The following is a 17,405-nucleotide window of genomic DNA, read 5'->3' on the forward strand; positions in this document are numbered from 1 at the left end:
CATTAAATCTCTGCGATTGAATTAATCAGTCTTTTGGTATACTCTTCTTTTGGATGATAATAAATCTCATCAGGATCGCCAATTTCAACTATTTGGCCTTTATTCATTACCATCATGCGGTCTGAGATATGTTTAATAACTGATAGATCATGCGAGATGAAAATATAGGTCAAATTAAATTCTTGCTGCAATTCACGTATAAGGTTTAATACTTGTGCCTGTACAGAAACATCCAGCGCCGATACAGACTCATCGCAGATAATAAATTTAGGTTGCAGGGCCAGCGCCCTGGCTATTACTATCCGTTGCCGTTGGCCACCCGAAAACTCATGCGGATAACGGTTAAAATGTTCAGGCAGCAGGTTTACACGCTGTAATAGTTCTAATACTTTTTTCTTGCGTTGAGTGTCGTTATCGTAAAAATTATGTACTTGCAGAGGCTCCATAATTGACTCGCCCACAGTTAAGCGCGGGTTGAGTGAGGAATAAGGGTCCTGGAAAATGATTTGAATATCGCGGCGCATCCGGCGCATATCATTTTTGTTTAGGCTGCGCAGATCAGTATCCTCAAAATTTATGTTGCCTGATGTTGGTTCTATCAATCGCAAAACACTTCGGCCCAGGGTGGTTTTTCCGCAGCCTGATTCGCCAACTAAACCCAATGTCTCGCCGGGATAAACATCAAAGCTTACTTTGTTTACTGCCTTTACCATGTTTTTTGACTGACCGAATATCCCCGAACTAACGGGGAACCAGGTACTCAAATCATTTATCTTTAATAGGGGTTGCTGGCTGTATAGTTTCTTTTTACGTTCTGTTATTTCTTTTTTGGGATAGGTGTATTTGTCGCGTATTTGTTCAATAGTTGCACTGCCACTCATAAAATCGGCAATTACAGGCAGCTTTTTAAGGTGGTATTTAACTGATGGCCGGCAAGCTAACAAGCCTTTGGTATAAGGATGCTGCGGGTTTTTAAATAAGGTTTTTACCTGCGCATCCTCAACAACTTTGCCTTTGTACATTACTAAAACACGGTCGGCTATTTCACTAACCACGCCCAGATCATGCGATATAAATATCAGGCTCATGCCACGTTCGGCCTTTAGTTTTTTTAACAGGTCGATGATGGTTTTTTGTACAGTTACATCAAGGGCGGTAGTGGGCTCATCTGCAATTAGTATTTCGGGGTTACAGGATAGTGCCATAGCTATCAGTACCCGTTGCTTTTGTCCGCCTGATAGTTGGTGCGGGTAACTATCAAATATCGCTTCAGGGCGGGGGAGTTGCACCTCTTCAAACAGTTTTATTGTTTGAGCCTTTGCTTTGGCTTTAGTTGAGCCCAAATGCAGTTGTATAGCTTCGGTAACCTGGAAACCACAAGTTAACACCGGGTTAAGCGATGTCATCGGTTCCTGGAATATCATGGCCATTTTGTTGCCGCGGATGGCTCGCATTTCATCTTCAGGGAGTTCAAATAGATTAATGCCGCCTAAAGTTACCTGCCCGTTAACTACTGAATTACTCTTATCCAGTAAACGCATTAACGCAAGTGAGGTAACCGATTTACCCGAACCCGATTCGCCGACTACGCCAATGGTTTCGCCTTTTGCAAGATTGAAATTGATGCCCTTTACCGCATCAAATAAACCATTTGGGGTTTTAAATTGAATAGTAAGGTTAGTTACGCTAAGCATATTACCCTACTATGGTGATGTTGTCATCTGCTATTAATTCTTCGCCGCGATAGCGCCTGAGCAGTTGGGCCGTTGCTACTACATCTTTCTGGCAATAGGTACAAATGCGTTCCAGTTGGTTCTCTTTCCAGTAAACCGAGCCAACCATGCTGCCGTCAATATCATCTTTGGGGGTTGGTATGTTAAATATAGCGGTAAGCAGGTTTAATGAGGTATAACTTTTATAATCGCCAAACTTCCATAGTTCCATAGTGTCGAGGTGATTAATCTCCCAGGGCTTTTTACCGGCTATTTCTAATTGCATGGGTAGTTTAAGGCCGTTTACCAACATGCGGCGGCAGATGTACGGAAAATCAAACTCCTTACCATTGTGCGCAACCAATACCAGGCTTGCGGGCTGACCGGATAACATATTAGAAAACCTTTCCAGCAATTCCTTCTCATCATGCCCTGCGAATGATTTTATGCGCATGCCGGGATGGTTTTTGCCACCCGTAAATACGCCTGCCGAAATGCAGATGATCTTACCAAACTCGGCCCAGATGCCGGCGCGCTCGTAAAATGTTTCGGCGGTTTCTTCTTTGCGTTGATTTTGGGTTTTTAGGTCCCAGAGTTTTTTGAAATGGTCGGGCAGTTCATCGTGCGTGCTGTATTGGGGCACCGTTTCAATGTCTAACACCAGTAAATTACTCAGATCGTACTGTTCAAGCATCCGGATAGATAATTATAGCACAGCCAATATAATGATTGAGCGCGAACAATTAAACTAATATAAATCTACTGACAGCAGTCTGACAGTATGGATATTTAAATCCAACTGCTTAATTCGACACAAAAGTGTTTCACAAAAATATGAAACAGATGAAACACTATTTTATGTTAACCTATTGATATATAGCAATTTGACAAAATGAGTGAAACACTTTGAAACAGTACAAATACTTTAGGTAAAGTAGTATAAGTATCTTATAATTAGAATATTATGCTATTTTATAGATTTTTGCAGATATGGAGTGAAACACCTGATGTGAAACACTTTGTATTTCAAAGTATATAGGTAAAAAAATAAAATTTTGCTTCGTTAGCAAAAACGGCTTAATAGACAAAGCTGTTTCTTCGCAGAAAATCAACCGATAACATAAAAAAAGTAGCGGTATGTCGCTTTTAACATTTCTTAACATTGATCTTTTCCAGATTTGGGCTGTATCAAAATAAAAATTTAACGCAGAGACCGCAAAGGAGACACAAAGAGCATAAAGGCCAATTATTATTTTGTTGCTATTTACTGTTGAAGGCTTTTGATACAGTCTGTAAATATATTAAGGAACAGCAATACTGAATGCTGAAATGTTGGTTATGAAAAAGATATTTTATACTATATTGGGAATGATGATTTTAATAATCGGACTCGTATTGATTCGCTTTAAAGATGATTAGCGCATTTTGCTGTATAATTCAGGGACAAGTGAATTTATATGCTCTTTTTGAGCATTGGTATAATGATTGAAGCAAAAAGAATAGAGATTATTAAATCTACTGACAGATATTGACGGTACTGTTGGTAATACTTATCAAAATTCTGTTCAAACGACTACTTATCTAATTCATCTAATAATTCAGCAATTGGCCTAATTAAGTAGGAATTTTTTTCTAAGTCAGCAAGATGCGCGTCTATGAGTTCTTTATGCCATTGAGGTAATTTCGCCTCTAAATGATCTATGTCTGGGTATTTGCTTTTTATTATTTCCCATTCTTTGATAAGTAGTTGGACTGCAGTAATCTGTCCCTTTTCATCAGAAAGATATTGTACGCTCATACTATCAATTTTAAATAATTATTATTAAACCGCCAAGAGAGGGATATTTTAATTGAAAAATAAAGCTCGATAATTTGATAGTGGAGAAATATCCAATTTTTTTAAGTATACTTCTATATTTCTACTTTGTTATAGATTAAGCAGTTAACGCAGTGTAAAACGATTCTACCCTAATATTCAAATTTTATTTTATTTAATAATGCAAATAAAATGCAATATCCAGCTATTAACAACGTATTAATACATACAAAAAAGTTGTTAAAAGTCAAATTTTAAAAGTCAAACATCGTAATACCCACAAAAAAAAATGTCATAAACTTAACTTAAAGTTATAGATATGTACTACTCTTTATAATATCAGCCTATCTGCTGTAATTTCATAATTTTCTTTTTTATCAAAGCCGGGTTACCGGCGTTTTAAACATGCCTGCTATTTTAGGGTATGCGCCACGTATGAATTAACAATAAATTTTTAACATATATTAATCTTCAAATTAATGGAAACACAAACAATGAAAGCAACAAATTTAAAGCTCAAGGAGTTTTTTGTTAACCAGTTAAGAGATATTTATTGGGCAGAAAAGAAGTTGTTCAGCGCGCTACCTAAGTTACAGGAAGCAGCGACTACGCCGGAATTGAAAGACGCTTTCGGTCAAAACCGAAACCAGGCACAAACCCATGTCGACCGGCTTGAGCAGGTTTTTGGCATGGTCAATGAAAAAGTTAACTCCGGTAAGTGCCCGGCAATCGCCGATATTGTGGAAGAGGGCGTAGATATGATTGGAGAAACTAACAAAGGCTCTGTACAACGGGATACGGGACTCATATTCGCCGGTAAAAAAGCCGAGCATTATAAAATAGCTACTTATGATGCGATGGTTAACCTGGCTAATAACATGGGTTACCGTCAGGCAGCTGATATTTTAGGTGAGACATTGGCGGATGACAAGGCAGCCGATGCCCTGCTGACCCGGATCGCTGAAAAAAATATCAATTACAAATTAAATTAAGGTAAAATAACCTTATTTTATTTCCTGATTAAATCGGGTAAGCCAGTATCCTGTAAGGATACTGGCTTTTCACATTAGTCTTAATGTGCCATCATTTTTAAAAATGCGCCGTAGGTGTCGGGGGAAAGGTTTACGTAGTATACCCCAATATCTTCAACACCTGCTTACTATTCTGCTCCTCGCCAAATACCTCGAAGTTAAATGTCTCATCGCGGTTGCGGCGGATAATAACATGCTTGGGCGATGGCAACAGGCAGTGGTGTATGCCGCCGTATCCGCTTAAAACTTCCTGGTAGGCGCCGGTATTAAAAAAGCCCAGGTATTGCACCTTACGGGTCTTAGGCATAAATACGCTATTCATGTGCGCTTCCTGATTGTAATAGTCCTGCCCGTCGCAGGTTATACCGCCCAGGTTAACACGTTCGTATTCAGAGTCCCAGTTGTTAACAGGTAGCAGGATGTATTTTTGGTTCAGTGCCCAAACATCGGGCAGGTTGGTTATGAACGAGCCATCCAGCATTAGCCATTTTTCGCGGTCATTTTGTTGTTTACGGCCCAATACCTTGTATAATATGCCCGAAGCTTCGGCAACGGTATATTTACCAAATTCGGTAATAATATCAGGTTCTTCAGTATCGTTATCGGCACAGATCTCCTTTATGCGGCTCACAATTTCATTGATCATGTATTCATAATCAAAATCAAAAACCAACGAATCTTTAAATGGCATACCCCCGCCAATATCCAATGTATCTAAAGCCGGGTTTATTTTTTTGAATTTGCAATAAAGCGTAACATACTTCTCTAACTCGTTCCAGTAATACGGTGTATCAGATATACCCGAATTGATAAAGAAATGCAGCAGCTTAACCTGGAAATTGGGGTTCTTCTCTATCTTATTATAATAAAAATCAATAATATCCTCCATACGCACACCTAAACGCGAGGTATAAAATTGCGAATCGGGCTGCTCTTCAGCAGCTATACGGATACCCAGGTTGCATGGGGTAGGCATTTCCACCTCATCATCATACAGGTTAAATTCTTCTTTATTATCCAATACCGGGATGATGTTTTTAAAGCCATCATGCAGCATATCAATAATATATTGCTTGTACTGGAAAGTTTTAAAACCGTTACATATTACAGTAACATCTTTACTTAGCGCGCCTTTTTTCTCTAACGCGTCAATCATCGGCATATCAAATGCTGATGATGTTTCCAGGTGAATTTCGTTTTTAAGCGCTTCTTCAACAATATGCTTAAAGTGCGAGCTTTTGGTGCAATAGCAATATTTATAGCTTCCGCGATAATTATTTTTTATTATAGCCTGTTGAAACAGCAGCTTAGCCTGTTGTATTTTTTTGGTGATTATAGGCAGGTAAGTAAAACGCAAGGGGGTGCCATACGTTTCTATCATCTCCATTAAATTAAGATCATGGAAATATAATTCATCATCAATGATCTCGAATCCTTCCTGTGGGAAGCCTACACTCAAGTCAAGAAATTCCTGGTAACTCTGCATTAATTAAATTTTTGGCAAAAATGTGATTTTAAAACGGAATAAAGCGCTATTTGTTAGTGGAAATTTTATAGTTGAATTGTAATTTGTTTAGTTCCAATTGTTTTTGCCGAAAAAAGATTGTCATTGCGAGGAGGAACGACGAAGCAATCGCTGACTATGTATCGTCTGCTTAGCTTCCTTGCGATTGCCACGCTACGCTCGCAAGGACAAGAAAACGGGGAGGAACGACGAAGCAATTGCTGACTATGTATCGTCTGCTTAGCTTCCTTGCGATCGCCACGCTACGCTCGCAAAGACGAAGCAATCGCTGCTGACTTTGCATCGCTTGCTTAACTTCCTTGCGGTTGTCCGCGTTACGCTCAAAATGGCAAGAATTATTTATTATTGTATATGTATAAAATGCATCTATATTATGTTTACATGGTTACCAATAAAGGAAACACAGTAATTTATATTGGCGTTACTAATGATGTTCGACGTAGAATTTGGGATCATAAACAAGGAGTAAACAATGGCTTTACAAAACGATACGGATGTAATAAATTAATTTACTACGAAGAATTTCAATGGATACAAGATGCTATTGCCCGGGAAAAGCAGCTAAAAGCTGGTTCAAGACAAAAGAAGGTTGATTTAATAAATTTTGAAAATCCTGAATGGTCAGATTTGAGTGAAGGATGGTATGATTAAATAAATACTTGCCGGGATTGAGGGGACGCCTAACACGAATTAACACGTCTGCTTAGCCTCCTTGCGATTGCCACGCTACGCTCGCAAGGACAGGTTAGAGATAGGGGACACCTAACACGAATTAGCATATGGTTGCTTAGCTTCCCTGCGGTTGTCCGTGCTACGCTCATAATAGCAGGTTGGCCACCGGCAAATGCACCTCCGCTATCATGCACCTGGCACTGCCGCCGCCATTATTTTCAATGGTATGTATATCGGCATAAACCAACTTGCCGTATTTGGAAAGGGTTGCTTTTTGCTGATCGGTAAGTGAAGTATAGGCGCTTTGAGACATTACAATTAATGTGTCACTATCCATATTTTTTACTTCCAGCATATTGCCCGCGAAATGGTTCATTTGGTAAAAACTTATAGGGATAAGCTCTTTGCCGGTTCTTTCAATTTGGGATATAACTATTTGTTTTTCAATATCATTATTTATGCTATCTAAACAAATAACCACGAATTTACTGCCTACACACATCAAAACATTGGTATGGTAAATAGCCAGGCCTTTTTCGTCAGCAGCATAAAAACTTACAGCTTTATAACCGGTTTGCTCACAAAATACAGCCAATACCCTTTCATCGGTTCGGGGAGATAAGCAGGCATAGACAATTTTATTCTCCCGGTCGAGCACCATACTGCCGGTGCCTTCTAAAAATTTGTTTTCATGCTCAAAGCGGCTGAGGTCAATTATATGCTTTACTTGAAAAGTATCTTCCAGTTTCCTGATAATATCCTCCCGACGCTCTAAACGTCGGTTCTCGGCTTGCATCGGGTACAAAAACACATCACCATCTGTATGAAAAGATACCCAGTTGTTTGGGAATATAGAATCGGGGGTATGCGGTTCGGCAGTATCATCAATAACGGTTACATTCACGCCATTGTCTCTTAAAACTCTTACTAATCCATCAAATTCGGCCAAAGCATTAGCTTGTACCTGTTGCTGATCGGCATCACGGGTCTGAAAAGCGTTGCTCTCTGCAGTTTGCTCGTTAAAGCCGAAGCTTACCGGGCGAATCATCAGGATGTTGGATGTTGATTGTTGGTTGGTCATTAGCTTCGCTCATTAGTCATTGGTCATTTGCTTCGCGTCATTGGGTCATTTCGTTTTGCTGTCATTAATTATTGAACTATGTAATGACTAATGACACAATGACCAATGACTATATAATATCCCTTTGCAGCGGCATACTCATACAATGGAAACCACCGCGAGCCCTTGAAAGCTCTGCCGAAGGCATTAAAATTAGTGTATCCTTCATGCTTTGCGGGTCAAGCTCGTCGTTTTCAAACTTTCTGAGCAGCTCTTTAACCTTTATCACCTGGAAACCGTTCTTTTTAAATGCCTCAATGGTTTTATCATTACGGTCATAGCCTAAAACAACGCCTTCTTTAATAGCTAACAGGTTACAAGAATCGGTCCATTGTTCACGGGCATCATAGGGAAAAGTATCATTGCCAGAATATATGAAGGTTGTTTTCTCTTTGCTTTGCAGGTCATTCTCACTAATATCTGTAAGCAAATCTTCTAAACAATTAAATGCGCGTGGTTTTTTCTTTCCTTTTTCAAACTGTATAATATCTGTTCTGTCTTTATCCTTTTGTTTTTTGTCGGCGAACCATGCTATGGGCTCACTATCTTCAACCGGGTTTTGTGATATCCCCAGCGAATGCAGCAGCACCCAAACATTGCGTTTCACCTGCGTAAATACAGTATCTATGTGCATATAATCCCGTTTATGCGGAATTTTGACTATCGTTATTTTTTTAACCACATCATTTGCAAATAACAACTTAATGGCCTCATTGGCCCCACTGTTTGAGGTGCGTTCGCTACAGCCAATTATTAAATGCTCGGGGCTTATCATCATTACATCGCCGCCTTCTAAGGTGGTTTTTTCATCCTGGTCTTCGCCGGGGCGTAAAAACTGTTGTACGGTTTCGGGTATTTCTAAAATATTATCGCGGTAAGCAGCAAATAGTGGGTGATTAAAGAAAATATATCTTGCCAATAAAGTTTCGCGCGCCCTTGCTTTCTTTGCAGGTTTATTAAGCAACATGTAGTTATTTATGGCTATACCTATATCGCGCGAAAAAATTAAATTAGGAATAGGAGCGAATATCATCTCATTACTGTTTAACGAGCCCGAGATAAATATTTTAGCCAGCTCGACCGGGGCGGTATCTGTTAATGTTTCCTGCAGGCGATAATTGCAGCTTTCTATAGCGCAAACAGAGGCTACCAGTTTATTGCGGATATCTTCATCTTCTAAAATATCAGCCAGCAGGCTTTGTATCTCAATTACTTTGTCTGATGCATGGAAGCCTTTATTATCGGGCTTATAAAAATCGCGGTTGTTTTCTTTGGCATCAATGTCTTTTAGCTTACCTTTTATTTTATACGGATCAAGAAAGTACAGCAGCAGTTTAACGTAATAGTCGTACTCGTTTTTGCGCATGCTATCCAGGTGCACAATATCCTCAAACAGCCAATCCTGCGCCTTTGAGGGTACTACACGGCCCAATCCGTTATCGGGGCTATGGATCAACAGGGAACGCAGGTTGCCAATTTCAGAACTTACATTTATTTTAAAATTGTTATTATGTAGTATCATGTGTAGCTTTTAACTATACAAAGCTATTCAGAATTATCTGGATATTTTAAACTGCAAAAAATAGTCTTCTTTAAAAAAGACATTTAATTCCTAATTAAAATATTATAGCTTTAGGAGCCATAACCAATAATACCTGTTTAATAAGTTTAATACTTGATAGTGAACTGTAAATGAATTATTTACTTTCTTTTTTAAGTACGCTCATAATTCATGAAACAAAAGTTGATTAAACGCCTGCTGATTTTTATTTCTGTTTTTTTATTTAACAGCCACGCTATGGCTGATGAAATAAAGAGTATTGGTGTTCCTCATATCCAAAATTATTCAAAATCCGCTTATCTATCCGGTAATCAAAATTGGTCTATATCTAAAGATAAAAATGGAATAATGTATTTTGGCAATGCCGAGGGCCTGTTAACTTATGATGGAAAGTATTGGCAACAATATGAAATGCCTAACCGGTCGGCTATATGTTGGCAATTTTATGAATAAATACAAATCGCGTTATATAGATAGCCCGAATGAACCTTTATATCCTTTTGGATATGGCTTAAGTTATACTACGTTTAGTTACTCACCCATTAAACTGAATACCAATGTAATGAATAACGCAGGGAATATTCGGGCATCTATTACAGTGAGCAACACGGGCGATCATGATGGTGAAGAAGTGGTACAAATGTATATACAGGACATCTATGGCTCAATTACCCGGCCCGTAAAAGAATTAAAAGGGTTTCAAAAAATATTTCTAAAAAAGGGGGAGAGTAAAGTTGTAACATTTAATATAAATGTGAACGATCTTAAATTTTATAATGCAGACCTTAAATATACTGCGGAGCCTGGCGATTTTAAAATTTTTATCGGAACGAACTCAAGCGATGTGATTGAATCTAAATTTAAATTAGTTACTCAGACTGGATAGATTGTACCTGTATATTTACTGCACATTAATTTATTCATTATTGCTTAATACGCGTATTTCGGTTCGCCTGTTTATTTGGTGTTCTGCTTCGGTACAGTACTCACCTTTGGCACATTTATTTAGCAAATGGGTATCACCATAACCTTTAGCTACCAATCTGTTGGGCGCAATACCTTGTTTAACCAAATAAGCAACTACTAAGGCTGCCCTGCGGTTAGATAGGGCCATATTATAGGATGAAGGTGAGCGCGAATCTGTGTGTGCGCCTACCTCTATACGCGAAGAGGGGTGTTGTTTTAAAATTAACGCCAATTTATCAAGCTCAACTGCTGCATCCGGGCGAATGTCAGCCTTGTTAACATCATAATAAATGTTATTAACAATAAAATTTTCACCTTTTTTTAATACGCTTGTAGGTGTTAGCACCTGTGGTTTTGTAATTTCAACAGGAGGGACAGTGTTTTTCGACGATGCCGCAGAAATATTAAGCGGGCGTTTATAGCTGCTATTATAACTAAAGCTATAAATATCATCATTACCTGTTCCGCCATCGCGATTTGATGAAAAATATCCACTTAAGCTATCGCGGGTTATATAAGAAAAATCATCACTGGTACTGTTAACAGGATATTTTAAATTTTCAGGCTTGCTCCATTTTGATCTTTCACCTTTTACTTTGTAAATATCATAGCCACCCATACCCGGTAAACCCGTTGATGAATAATATAAAGCGCCATCACCACTTATAATAGGGAAAGCTTCGTCTTCATCAGTATTTATTAGTTTGCCACAATTAACAGGTTTATCCCATGTGCCATTTGCTAATTTTTCGCAATACCATATATCTGTTTTACCTTCTCCTCCCGGCATGTCAGACGTGAAGTATATAATATTTCCATTTTTTGATAAGGTAGCATGACCTATAGAATACTCTTTTATATTATTGTACTGGAAACTTTTAAATTTATTCCATTGGTCATTTGTTTTGGTTGCTATTATTAACTGTAGCCTACGTGTATATAATTGCTGGGTACTGCCTTTAATTTTTTTATCAACAGCTAATTGATCTTTAGGAACCGTTGTAGTTATGGTAATATACGCGGTGTCTCCGGCTGTATTAAAAGCTATTGGCCCAATATGATAATTGGTGGTAAATAATGGATTATCCTTTGTTTGTAATGGGAGAGGAACCACCTGGTCGCCACTTGAGTAATATAAATTAAAGTAACCGTCGCCATTACGGCTGTAAGTATCCTTTTGTTTATCGCTTACTTTACGATCTGATGTAAAAATAAACTCTGTTTTGCCATAATAATTTAGGCCCCAATCAGAATATTTACTATTATATTTTTGTTCGTTTTTTATAGTAAATGCGTTAATGGGCGATTGCATCCATTTTTCAGCCGAATCACACGTTGCCTGTTTAAATTTAAGCTTAGTTGTATTGCCTGTTTTATCATAATACAATTTAAACTGCTCCCTGGCTTCCTTTATATTTTTATTATGTAGCAATGTTTCGGCATAGTAATAAGTATCGATCAAGGATGCGTTAGGGTAGGTTATGGCCTTTTTATACCATATTTCTGCATTTTCGTAATTATTCATCAAACGATAACAATCCGCAACGCGTTCAACTACTTGTAGTTTAGGGTTGTTTCTTCCTGCAAGTACAAGGTATATGTTCAGGCTTTTAAAATATTCGTAACGTTCAAAAAGAATATCAGCAATTTCTCTCTTGTTAAGCGCTTCCTGTGCTATTGCCTGTATTATTAGACCATTTATTAATAGGATAAGGATTATTATCTTTTTCATGATCATTTAAAAAAAACGTGGACTTAATATTCTTTCTCTACTTCTTCCAAAACTTAAACTAAATGATAGCTCATGCGAACCGCTTTGATAACCGGGAAGTGCGGTAGTAACAAAATCATACGAATAGCCAATGCGGCAGCGCGGAGTTACATTTACAGCAACGCTGGCCGTAAGTGCGGCGGTTCTGTTTAAAACAACCGGTAAATCAGGCTTATTCAATAATAGTACGCCCGAGCTATAAGCTGCCCCAACCCATAATACTTTATTAAAAACTAAATAGCTTGCTACATCCATGTTGGTAGGTCCTTTAAGATCCTCCTTAAACATTATTGAGGGTTTTAAGCTAAGTTCTGGGGTTAATGGTAAAATCAATCCGCCCGTCGCATAGTAAGTTCTTACCGGTATAATAAATATCGAATTTGGATCTAACCCAACCTGAGGCAGTAAATTAAGCGCAGATACTCCAACATACATTAATGGTGTATAATAATAAATGCCCGCCCTAAAATCGGGCGAAACTTTATTTTGTATACCTGAAGGAACGGTAGGATCAGTGGTATTTGCAGGATTAAATAGCGAACCATCTATACTATATTGAATTGCACCTGCAGCTATACCAAAACATAAACGTTGTGAGTCTTCTTCATTTAGCCGTAATCGGTACGCATAGTTAATATACACTGATGAATTATTTTCGGGGCCAAGCCTGTCATTATTAACAAGAAAGCCTAAACCAATATTTTTTGTATCGCCATTTGTTACCCCATCTATTGATAGGCTATTGGTTTTTGGGGCCCCATCTACACCTGCCCATTGCAAGCGGCTACCCAAGCTTAATGTCCAATCTTCTTTATAGCCTGCATAAGCAGGATTTACTGCTAAACCATTAAACATATATTGGCTATATTGTAAGGTTTGCTGGGCAAAGCTTTTAGTAAAACCAAAAAGTATAAATAGCAAAGTATATTTTCTCACGCTTCTAATCCTCATCGTTTTAAATATATCCAACCTTTAAAAGTTGTAATGGTACCTGTTTTTTCTTTCCTGTTAAGGATATAAAAATAGGTACCTTCTGCCAGCCCTTTACCATCCCATGTATTCGCGTAATTTTCTGATCGGTAAACTTCATTACCCCACCTGTTATATACCAGGAACTGGCTGCCGGGATAAAGCGTTATCCCCGCTATTTCGTAAACATCATTCTTGCCATCACCATTTGGAGTAAAAATATTTGGAGTTGATACATTAGCTGTAATTGCTTTAACGGCAACAGTATCTGCGCAGCCATTAGTGTTAGTAAAAACAAAATTATATGTACCTATAGTTGTTAGGCCGGTTATTGTAGTAGTGGCGCTTGCCGGTGCATTTATATTTGCTATAGCAGGCGTAATACCCAATTGTGTCCATGTGCCATTTGTATTAGCAGTAAGTGTTGCAGTTGTGTTTACTTCGACTAACTGGTCGGGTCCGGCATTAGGGGCTGCAAGAAGCGGGAGAGTATTTGTTTTAATATTGTTACAGCCATTACCGGATGGTGAAGAATTACATTCTGCCAACGGATCAGAAGGAATAGCGCCATCAGGATTGGTAGCATCAGGGTCAGTAACATCTGCCGGACGTAAAATGGCGGCTGTTACACTCAAATCATTACTGGTTGGCAAAGCAGTTACCGTTCCGGTAATAGAAAAAGTTCTGGTTGCTCCATTTGTCATATTCAGTGTAGCCTTGTATGAATTTGCCGATGTTGTTTCGGCACTTACACTGGCAGTACCTGCGGTTTGCGTGCTTGTTACCACAAGCCCCGATAGTTCATTTGGAAAGGTAAACGAAAAAATAGCACCGTTAACGTCACTCGGTCCATTATTTTTTACCAATATAGTATAGTTTACTTTTTGACCAACGCACCCACCGGTGGAATTAGATGTTAAGTTTACTACTTCCAGATCTGCTTCCTGTACAATAAAATTTACTGTTGCTGTTAAGGGTGGGCTGGTTACATACGACCAGGTATCTATGCTTTTGTTGTTGCCAAAATCGATATCGGCGTTAGGATCAATTGTGGGGCTTCCCCATTTATGACCATTTATTAAACTATTAATACCGGTTAAGTTTTGCAACGGATTTGAAGGCGTACCTGATATAGTTAGCTGGCTATCATCCCAATAAACTGTATTGTCAGGAGAATTAGCACCGCTCGTTCGGGTTAGTTTAATACCGTTAACATTCCTTTCCACATCAAAAAACGGGAAGTGAACCTCGGCGCTGTATAATAATAAAGTTATGTTTGCCGTATAGCTTACTGTACCTGCAGGTACTTTATTGCCTAATCCATCCAATCCATCCCAACTAACCTGGTTAGGTCCTGTATTAGCAATGCCGGTTAGTTTGCGGTCAATAGCATCAGTAAAAGTTCCATTATGATCAATATCAATTGCAATTGTATAACTACCATTGCTTGTAGCTGTAAAACTAATAGTACCACCTAACGGTGATGTACCGGTTTTACCAACAGATCCTTCATTTCCTGTAAAACTAATAGCGCTGATACTTGGTATAAACGGAGGATTTATTAGCCATGTACTACCTCCACCAGGCGTGCTTGCAGTTGCGGGAAGATCAGCAGCCGGTGCATTGAAGAATATTTTGTCGGTAATATCTGTTTGTGTATCCGAGGCCCTCGGATCTTGTACGTTTGGAGTATTGGTGCTATTAATACTTAAATAACTTGCAGTTCCACCGGCATTTCTAAAACCTTTATTATTTACAAAAAACGAAAACCCATTTCCTGCTTGCCCGTTGTTATCCAGATCATATTTATAACCATCTTTTGTGAGAATATGCATTATGGCGTTAAAACCGCCGTTATAAGCACTTATTATGCCGCAAAAAATATTAGTAAATACCCGGCCGGTTAAGAAAGATGAATTACTTGCATCGCGTACTGATATATCAAATGCAGCTATATATTGGCCTGAAGGTTGAACCCAATTGCCATTTGCAGCAATAGCGACAGGATTTGACTCCGGATCATTTCCATTACTGGGCGCTATAAAATCAATTTCCCAAATGCCGGCCTGGGCGGCTGTAACTAAACGTGTATAGGGGGTATATCCGCCGGCATTAGGTTGCGGACCGGCCAACTCCTGGCTCCGGTTAGTAATTAAACCTACAGTTGCTGATGTACCACTGGTATAAGTATTGCCGTCGGGCGCTCTTAAGTTAATAGTTCCGGAGCCTATGCCTTGTGCACTTGATCCTATATATAGAGTTTCACCGGCTTTAACATAAACCTTCATTGTGCCAAAAGTAGGGAAGGGAAACGCTAAGCTACTGGTATTGCTTGAATATAGAAAGGCACGATTGCCGCCATTTTCAGCAAGTTGTTTACTCCCTTCAGCCAAAACAGCCAGGGGCAAGAATAATAATAAAAGTAGATGACTATAAAGAGACCAATTTCTTACCGAAGAGCTTAACCGGGTTATGAAAACATTATAGATATAGGCAGATTGCTGTCGCCGCATTTGTAAAGGCTTAGATAGATTTATAAATTTAAAGATAAATAAATAAATATTACAACATCATTTTTATATTATCGCATAACCAGTTCAGCCTCAATAAATTGATTATGCAAAGAAAGCATTTTCCTAAATGGGCAGCGATTGGATCTGCTTTTATTGGATTCCGTTACTAAAAACAGAAGCGGAATCACATTTAAAAATCACTAAAATAAAGTAATATATGGCTACTATGCATACAAAAGCTGGTGGTTATAATATTAATTTACCATTTGCGCACGTACCCACTTATTATTATTCTGCTTATACGTAATGCAAAGTAATTTAGTTTAACTTATTTAATGTAATAAAAAGGCCGGTCATTAGTGATTTGATCGACCATTGTTAATAATTTTTCCTATGGAGTATTATCTCCAATAACCTCTGTGCCATGCATAACCACTTGAGCCCGGATGCCAACTACCTCTAACCCAAACCCGGCCGTTACGTGGTCTTTCCCAATGACCGCCTATATAAGAGTATCTTCCGTTGTTCCATTCCCATTCGCCGTCAATCCAAACAGCACCATAATAGGGTGATGCGGGCCTAATATAATAAGGTTCTGCCGGGCGTGTTCTAACATAATAATATCCCCCGTAGCACGAGGTTAAAAGGCTGCCGGCTAAAGCTAATAATATTCCGGTTTTTGCTATAGTTTTCATTTGTCATCAATTTTTCTTTTTGACAAGTATGTTTTTAAAAAGTTTAAATATTGGTTTTTCTAAATTTATCGGCTACTATTAATTCCTTACTTCCGACAGTATATTTATAAAATCCACTTCCTGATTTTATACCCAAACAGCCTGCAGAAACTAACTCTGTAAGCAGCGGGCATGGCCTATATTTTTCATTGTTAAAACCAATATATAGTACATTTAATATAGCCAAACATACATCAAGGCCAATAAAATCGGCAAGTTGCAAAGGGCCCATGGGATGAGACATGCCTAATTTCATTACGGTATCTATTTCTTTAACACCGGTAATTCCTTCATGCAAAGTATATATTGCTTCATTTATCATAGGCATTAAAATTCTATTTGCCACAAATCCAGGCGCATCATTTACCTCAACCGGAATTTTATCAAGTTGCTTAGAAAGCTCCATAATGGTAAGGGTAACTTTGTCGGTGGTTTCTTTCCCCCTGATTACTTCAACCAGTTTCATTAATGGTACCGGATTCATAAAATGCATGCCTATTACATTACCCGGGTTTTTTGTAACCGCTGCTATTTCTGTAATAGATATAGAGGAAGTGTTAGATGCCAGTATGGTATGTGCCGCACATAAGTTACTTAACTGCTTAAATAAATTCAATTTAATATCACGGCTCTCTGTTGCCGCTTCAACAACCAGGTCGGCGTTTGCAGTGCCAGATTTTATATCTATATAGGTTTTAATATTACTTAAAGTATTTGTTTTTGTCTGTTCATCAATAGTGCCTTTTTTTACCTGTTTATCTAAATTATTACCTATGGTTTGCAGTGCGCGCTGTAACGCATCGTTATTAATATCAACCAATGCAACATTAAAACCGTACTGCGCAAAAGTATGGGCTATACCATTACCCATTGTTCCTGAGCCTATTACTGTTATATTTCTCATAATTACAAAACACCCTCTGTATTAAAAGTGTTACTTTTTGTGTTTAACTATATAATGTGTTATACTATCATAAATATTATAGTATATATTTGTATACATCAATTATAAACA

15 protein-coding genes are annotated in these 17,405 nt (G+C 38.3%); 4 read left to right on the top strand and 11 right to left on the bottom strand.

What is annotated here, in order from left to right:
* Window positions 1-2: 2 nt before the first annotated feature.
* The 3 genes from JWR23_RS16465 to JWR23_RS16475 form a co-directional block, all read right to left on the bottom strand.
* Complete coding sequence (locus JWR23_RS16465; protein ID WP_299517419.1) at window positions 3-1,694, bottom strand: ABC transporter ATP-binding protein; 1,692 nt, start codon at window positions 1,692-1,694, stop codon at window positions 3-5.
* A gap of 1 nt (window position 1,695) precedes the next feature.
* On the bottom strand, window positions 1,696-2,406 hold the full coding sequence (locus tag JWR23_RS16470; RefSeq protein WP_299517421.1) for a 3'-5' exonuclease: 711 nt from the start codon (window positions 2,404-2,406) through the stop codon (window positions 1,696-1,698).
* An 879-nt stretch (window positions 2,407-3,285) separates the two neighbouring features.
* Window positions 3,286-3,510, bottom strand: coding sequence for a hypothetical protein (locus JWR23_RS16475; RefSeq protein ID WP_299517423.1), 225 nt, complete (start codon window positions 3,508-3,510; stop codon window positions 3,286-3,288).
* A gap of 497 nt (window positions 3,511-4,007) precedes the next feature.
* Between JWR23_RS16475 and JWR23_RS16480 the strand changes: the two genes are divergently transcribed.
* Window positions 4,008-4,520: a ferritin-like domain-containing protein gene (locus JWR23_RS16480; RefSeq protein WP_299517425.1), complete on the top strand. Its 513-nt coding sequence runs from the start codon at window positions 4,008-4,010 to the stop codon at window positions 4,518-4,520.
* A 130-nt stretch (window positions 4,521-4,650) separates the two neighbouring features.
* Here JWR23_RS16480 and JWR23_RS16485 read toward each other — a convergent pair whose 3' ends face one another.
* On the bottom strand, window positions 4,651-6,045 hold the full coding sequence (locus tag JWR23_RS16485; protein ID WP_299517426.1) for an arginine decarboxylase: 1,395 nt from the start codon (window positions 6,043-6,045) through the stop codon (window positions 4,651-4,653).
* Between the two features lie 420 nt (window positions 6,046-6,465).
* Between JWR23_RS16485 and JWR23_RS16490 the strand changes: the two genes are divergently transcribed.
* Window positions 6,466-6,735 (top strand): GIY-YIG nuclease family protein, encoded by a 270-nt coding sequence (locus JWR23_RS16490; RefSeq protein ID WP_299517427.1) that lies wholly within the window; start codon window positions 6,466-6,468, stop codon window positions 6,733-6,735.
* Between the two features lie 166 nt (window positions 6,736-6,901).
* Here JWR23_RS16490 and ctlX read toward each other — a convergent pair whose 3' ends face one another.
* Window positions 6,902-7,837 carry a citrulline utilization hydrolase CtlX gene (ctlX, locus tag JWR23_RS16495; protein WP_299517428.1) on the bottom strand — a complete coding sequence of 312 codons (936 nt, stop codon included), beginning with the start codon at window positions 7,835-7,837 and terminating at the stop codon, window positions 6,902-6,904.
* A 109-nt stretch (window positions 7,838-7,946) separates the two neighbouring features.
* Complete coding sequence (locus JWR23_RS16500; RefSeq protein ID WP_299517430.1) at window positions 7,947-9,398, bottom strand: arginine deiminase family protein; 1,452 nt, start codon at window positions 9,396-9,398, stop codon at window positions 7,947-7,949.
* A gap of 210 nt (window positions 9,399-9,608) precedes the next feature.
* Between JWR23_RS16500 and JWR23_RS16505 the strand changes: the two genes are divergently transcribed.
* Both JWR23_RS16505 and JWR23_RS16510 read left to right on the top strand, forming a co-directional pair.
* The gene (locus tag JWR23_RS16505) at window positions 9,609-9,890 is read left to right on the top strand and encodes a hypothetical protein (protein ID WP_299517431.1); all 282 of its coding nucleotides are present in this window, start codon (window positions 9,609-9,611) and stop codon (window positions 9,888-9,890) included.
* Between the two features lie 109 nt (window positions 9,891-9,999).
* Window positions 10,000-10,323: a fibronectin type III-like domain-contianing protein gene (locus tag JWR23_RS16510; RefSeq protein ID WP_299517432.1), complete on the top strand. Its 324-nt coding sequence runs from the start codon at window positions 10,000-10,002 to the stop codon at window positions 10,321-10,323.
* A 30-nt stretch (window positions 10,324-10,353) separates the two neighbouring features.
* Here JWR23_RS16510 and JWR23_RS16515 read toward each other — a convergent pair whose 3' ends face one another.
* From JWR23_RS16515 to JWR23_RS16535, 5 genes are all read right to left on the bottom strand, one after another.
* Window positions 10,354-12,135 carry an OmpA family protein gene (locus JWR23_RS16515; RefSeq protein WP_299517433.1) on the bottom strand — a complete coding sequence of 594 codons (1,782 nt, stop codon included), beginning with the start codon at window positions 12,133-12,135 and terminating at the stop codon, window positions 10,354-10,356.
* 6 nt (window positions 12,136-12,141) lie between these two features.
* Window positions 12,142-13,125 carry a type IX secretion system membrane protein PorP/SprF gene (locus tag JWR23_RS16520; protein ID WP_299517435.1) on the bottom strand — a complete coding sequence of 328 codons (984 nt, stop codon included), beginning with the start codon at window positions 13,123-13,125 and terminating at the stop codon, window positions 12,142-12,144.
* Entirely contained in the window at window positions 13,122-15,536 is a 2,415-nt protein-coding gene (locus JWR23_RS16525; protein ID WP_299517437.1) for a gliding motility-associated C-terminal domain-containing protein, read from the bottom strand. Before JWR23_RS16525 ends, JWR23_RS16520 begins: the two co-directional genes overlap by 4 nt.
* 521 nt (window positions 15,537-16,057) lie before the next feature.
* Window positions 16,058-16,351 carry a hypothetical protein gene (locus JWR23_RS16530; protein ID WP_299517438.1) on the bottom strand — a complete coding sequence of 98 codons (294 nt, stop codon included), beginning with the start codon at window positions 16,349-16,351 and terminating at the stop codon, window positions 16,058-16,060.
* Between the two features lie 43 nt (window positions 16,352-16,394).
* Window positions 16,395-17,294, bottom strand: a complete 900-nt coding sequence (locus JWR23_RS16535; RefSeq protein ID WP_299517439.1) for a 3-hydroxybutyryl-CoA dehydrogenase — start codon at window positions 17,292-17,294, stop codon at window positions 16,395-16,397.
* Between the last annotated feature and the right edge of the window lie 111 nt (window positions 17,295-17,405).

It is taken from the genome of Mucilaginibacter sp. (assembly GCF_028288205.1).
In the GTDB taxonomy this organism is placed as follows: Bacteria; Bacteroidota; Bacteroidia; order Sphingobacteriales; family Sphingobacteriaceae; genus Mucilaginibacter.

Bases quoted from the DNA above. Each gene is read 5' to 3' on its own strand.
- JWR23_RS16465 (WP_299517419.1), bottom strand. From the start codon at position 1,694: ATGCTTAGCGTAACTAACCTTACTATTCAATTTAAAACCCCAAATGGT.
- JWR23_RS16470 (WP_299517421.1), bottom strand. From the start codon at position 2,406: ATGCTTGAACAGTACGATCTGAGTAATTTACTGGTGTTAGACATTGAA.
- JWR23_RS16475 (WP_299517423.1), bottom strand. From the start codon at position 3,510: ATGAGCGTACAATATCTTTCTGATGAAAAGGGACAGATTACTGCAGTC.
- JWR23_RS16480 (WP_299517425.1), top strand. From the start codon at position 4,008: ATGGAAACACAAACAATGAAAGCAACAAATTTAAAGCTCAAGGAGTTT.
- JWR23_RS16485 (WP_299517426.1), bottom strand. From the start codon at position 6,045: ATGCAGAGTTACCAGGAATTTCTTGACTTGAGTGTAGGCTTCCCACAG.
- JWR23_RS16490 (WP_299517427.1), top strand. From the start codon at position 6,466: ATGGTTACCAATAAAGGAAACACAGTAATTTATATTGGCGTTACTAAT.
- ctlX (WP_299517428.1), bottom strand. From the start codon at position 7,837: ATGACCAACCAACAATCAACATCCAACATCCTGATGATTCGCCCGGTA.
- JWR23_RS16500 (WP_299517430.1), bottom strand. From the start codon at position 9,398: ATGATACTACATAATAACAATTTTAAAATAAATGTAAGTTCTGAAATT.
- JWR23_RS16505 (WP_299517431.1), top strand. From the start codon at position 9,609: ATGAAACAAAAGTTGATTAAACGCCTGCTGATTTTTATTTCTGTTTTT.
- JWR23_RS16510 (WP_299517432.1), top strand. From the start codon at position 10,000: ATGAATAACGCAGGGAATATTCGGGCATCTATTACAGTGAGCAACACG.
- JWR23_RS16515 (WP_299517433.1), bottom strand. From the start codon at position 12,135: ATGAAAAAGATAATAATCCTTATCCTATTAATAAATGGTCTAATAATA.
- JWR23_RS16520 (WP_299517435.1), bottom strand. From the start codon at position 13,125: ATGAGGATTAGAAGCGTGAGAAAATATACTTTGCTATTTATACTTTTT.
- JWR23_RS16530 (WP_299517438.1), bottom strand. From the start codon at position 16,351: ATGAAAACTATAGCAAAAACCGGAATATTATTAGCTTTAGCCGGCAGC.
- JWR23_RS16535 (WP_299517439.1), bottom strand. From the start codon at position 17,294: ATGAGAAATATAACAGTAATAGGCTCAGGAACAATGGGTAATGGTATA.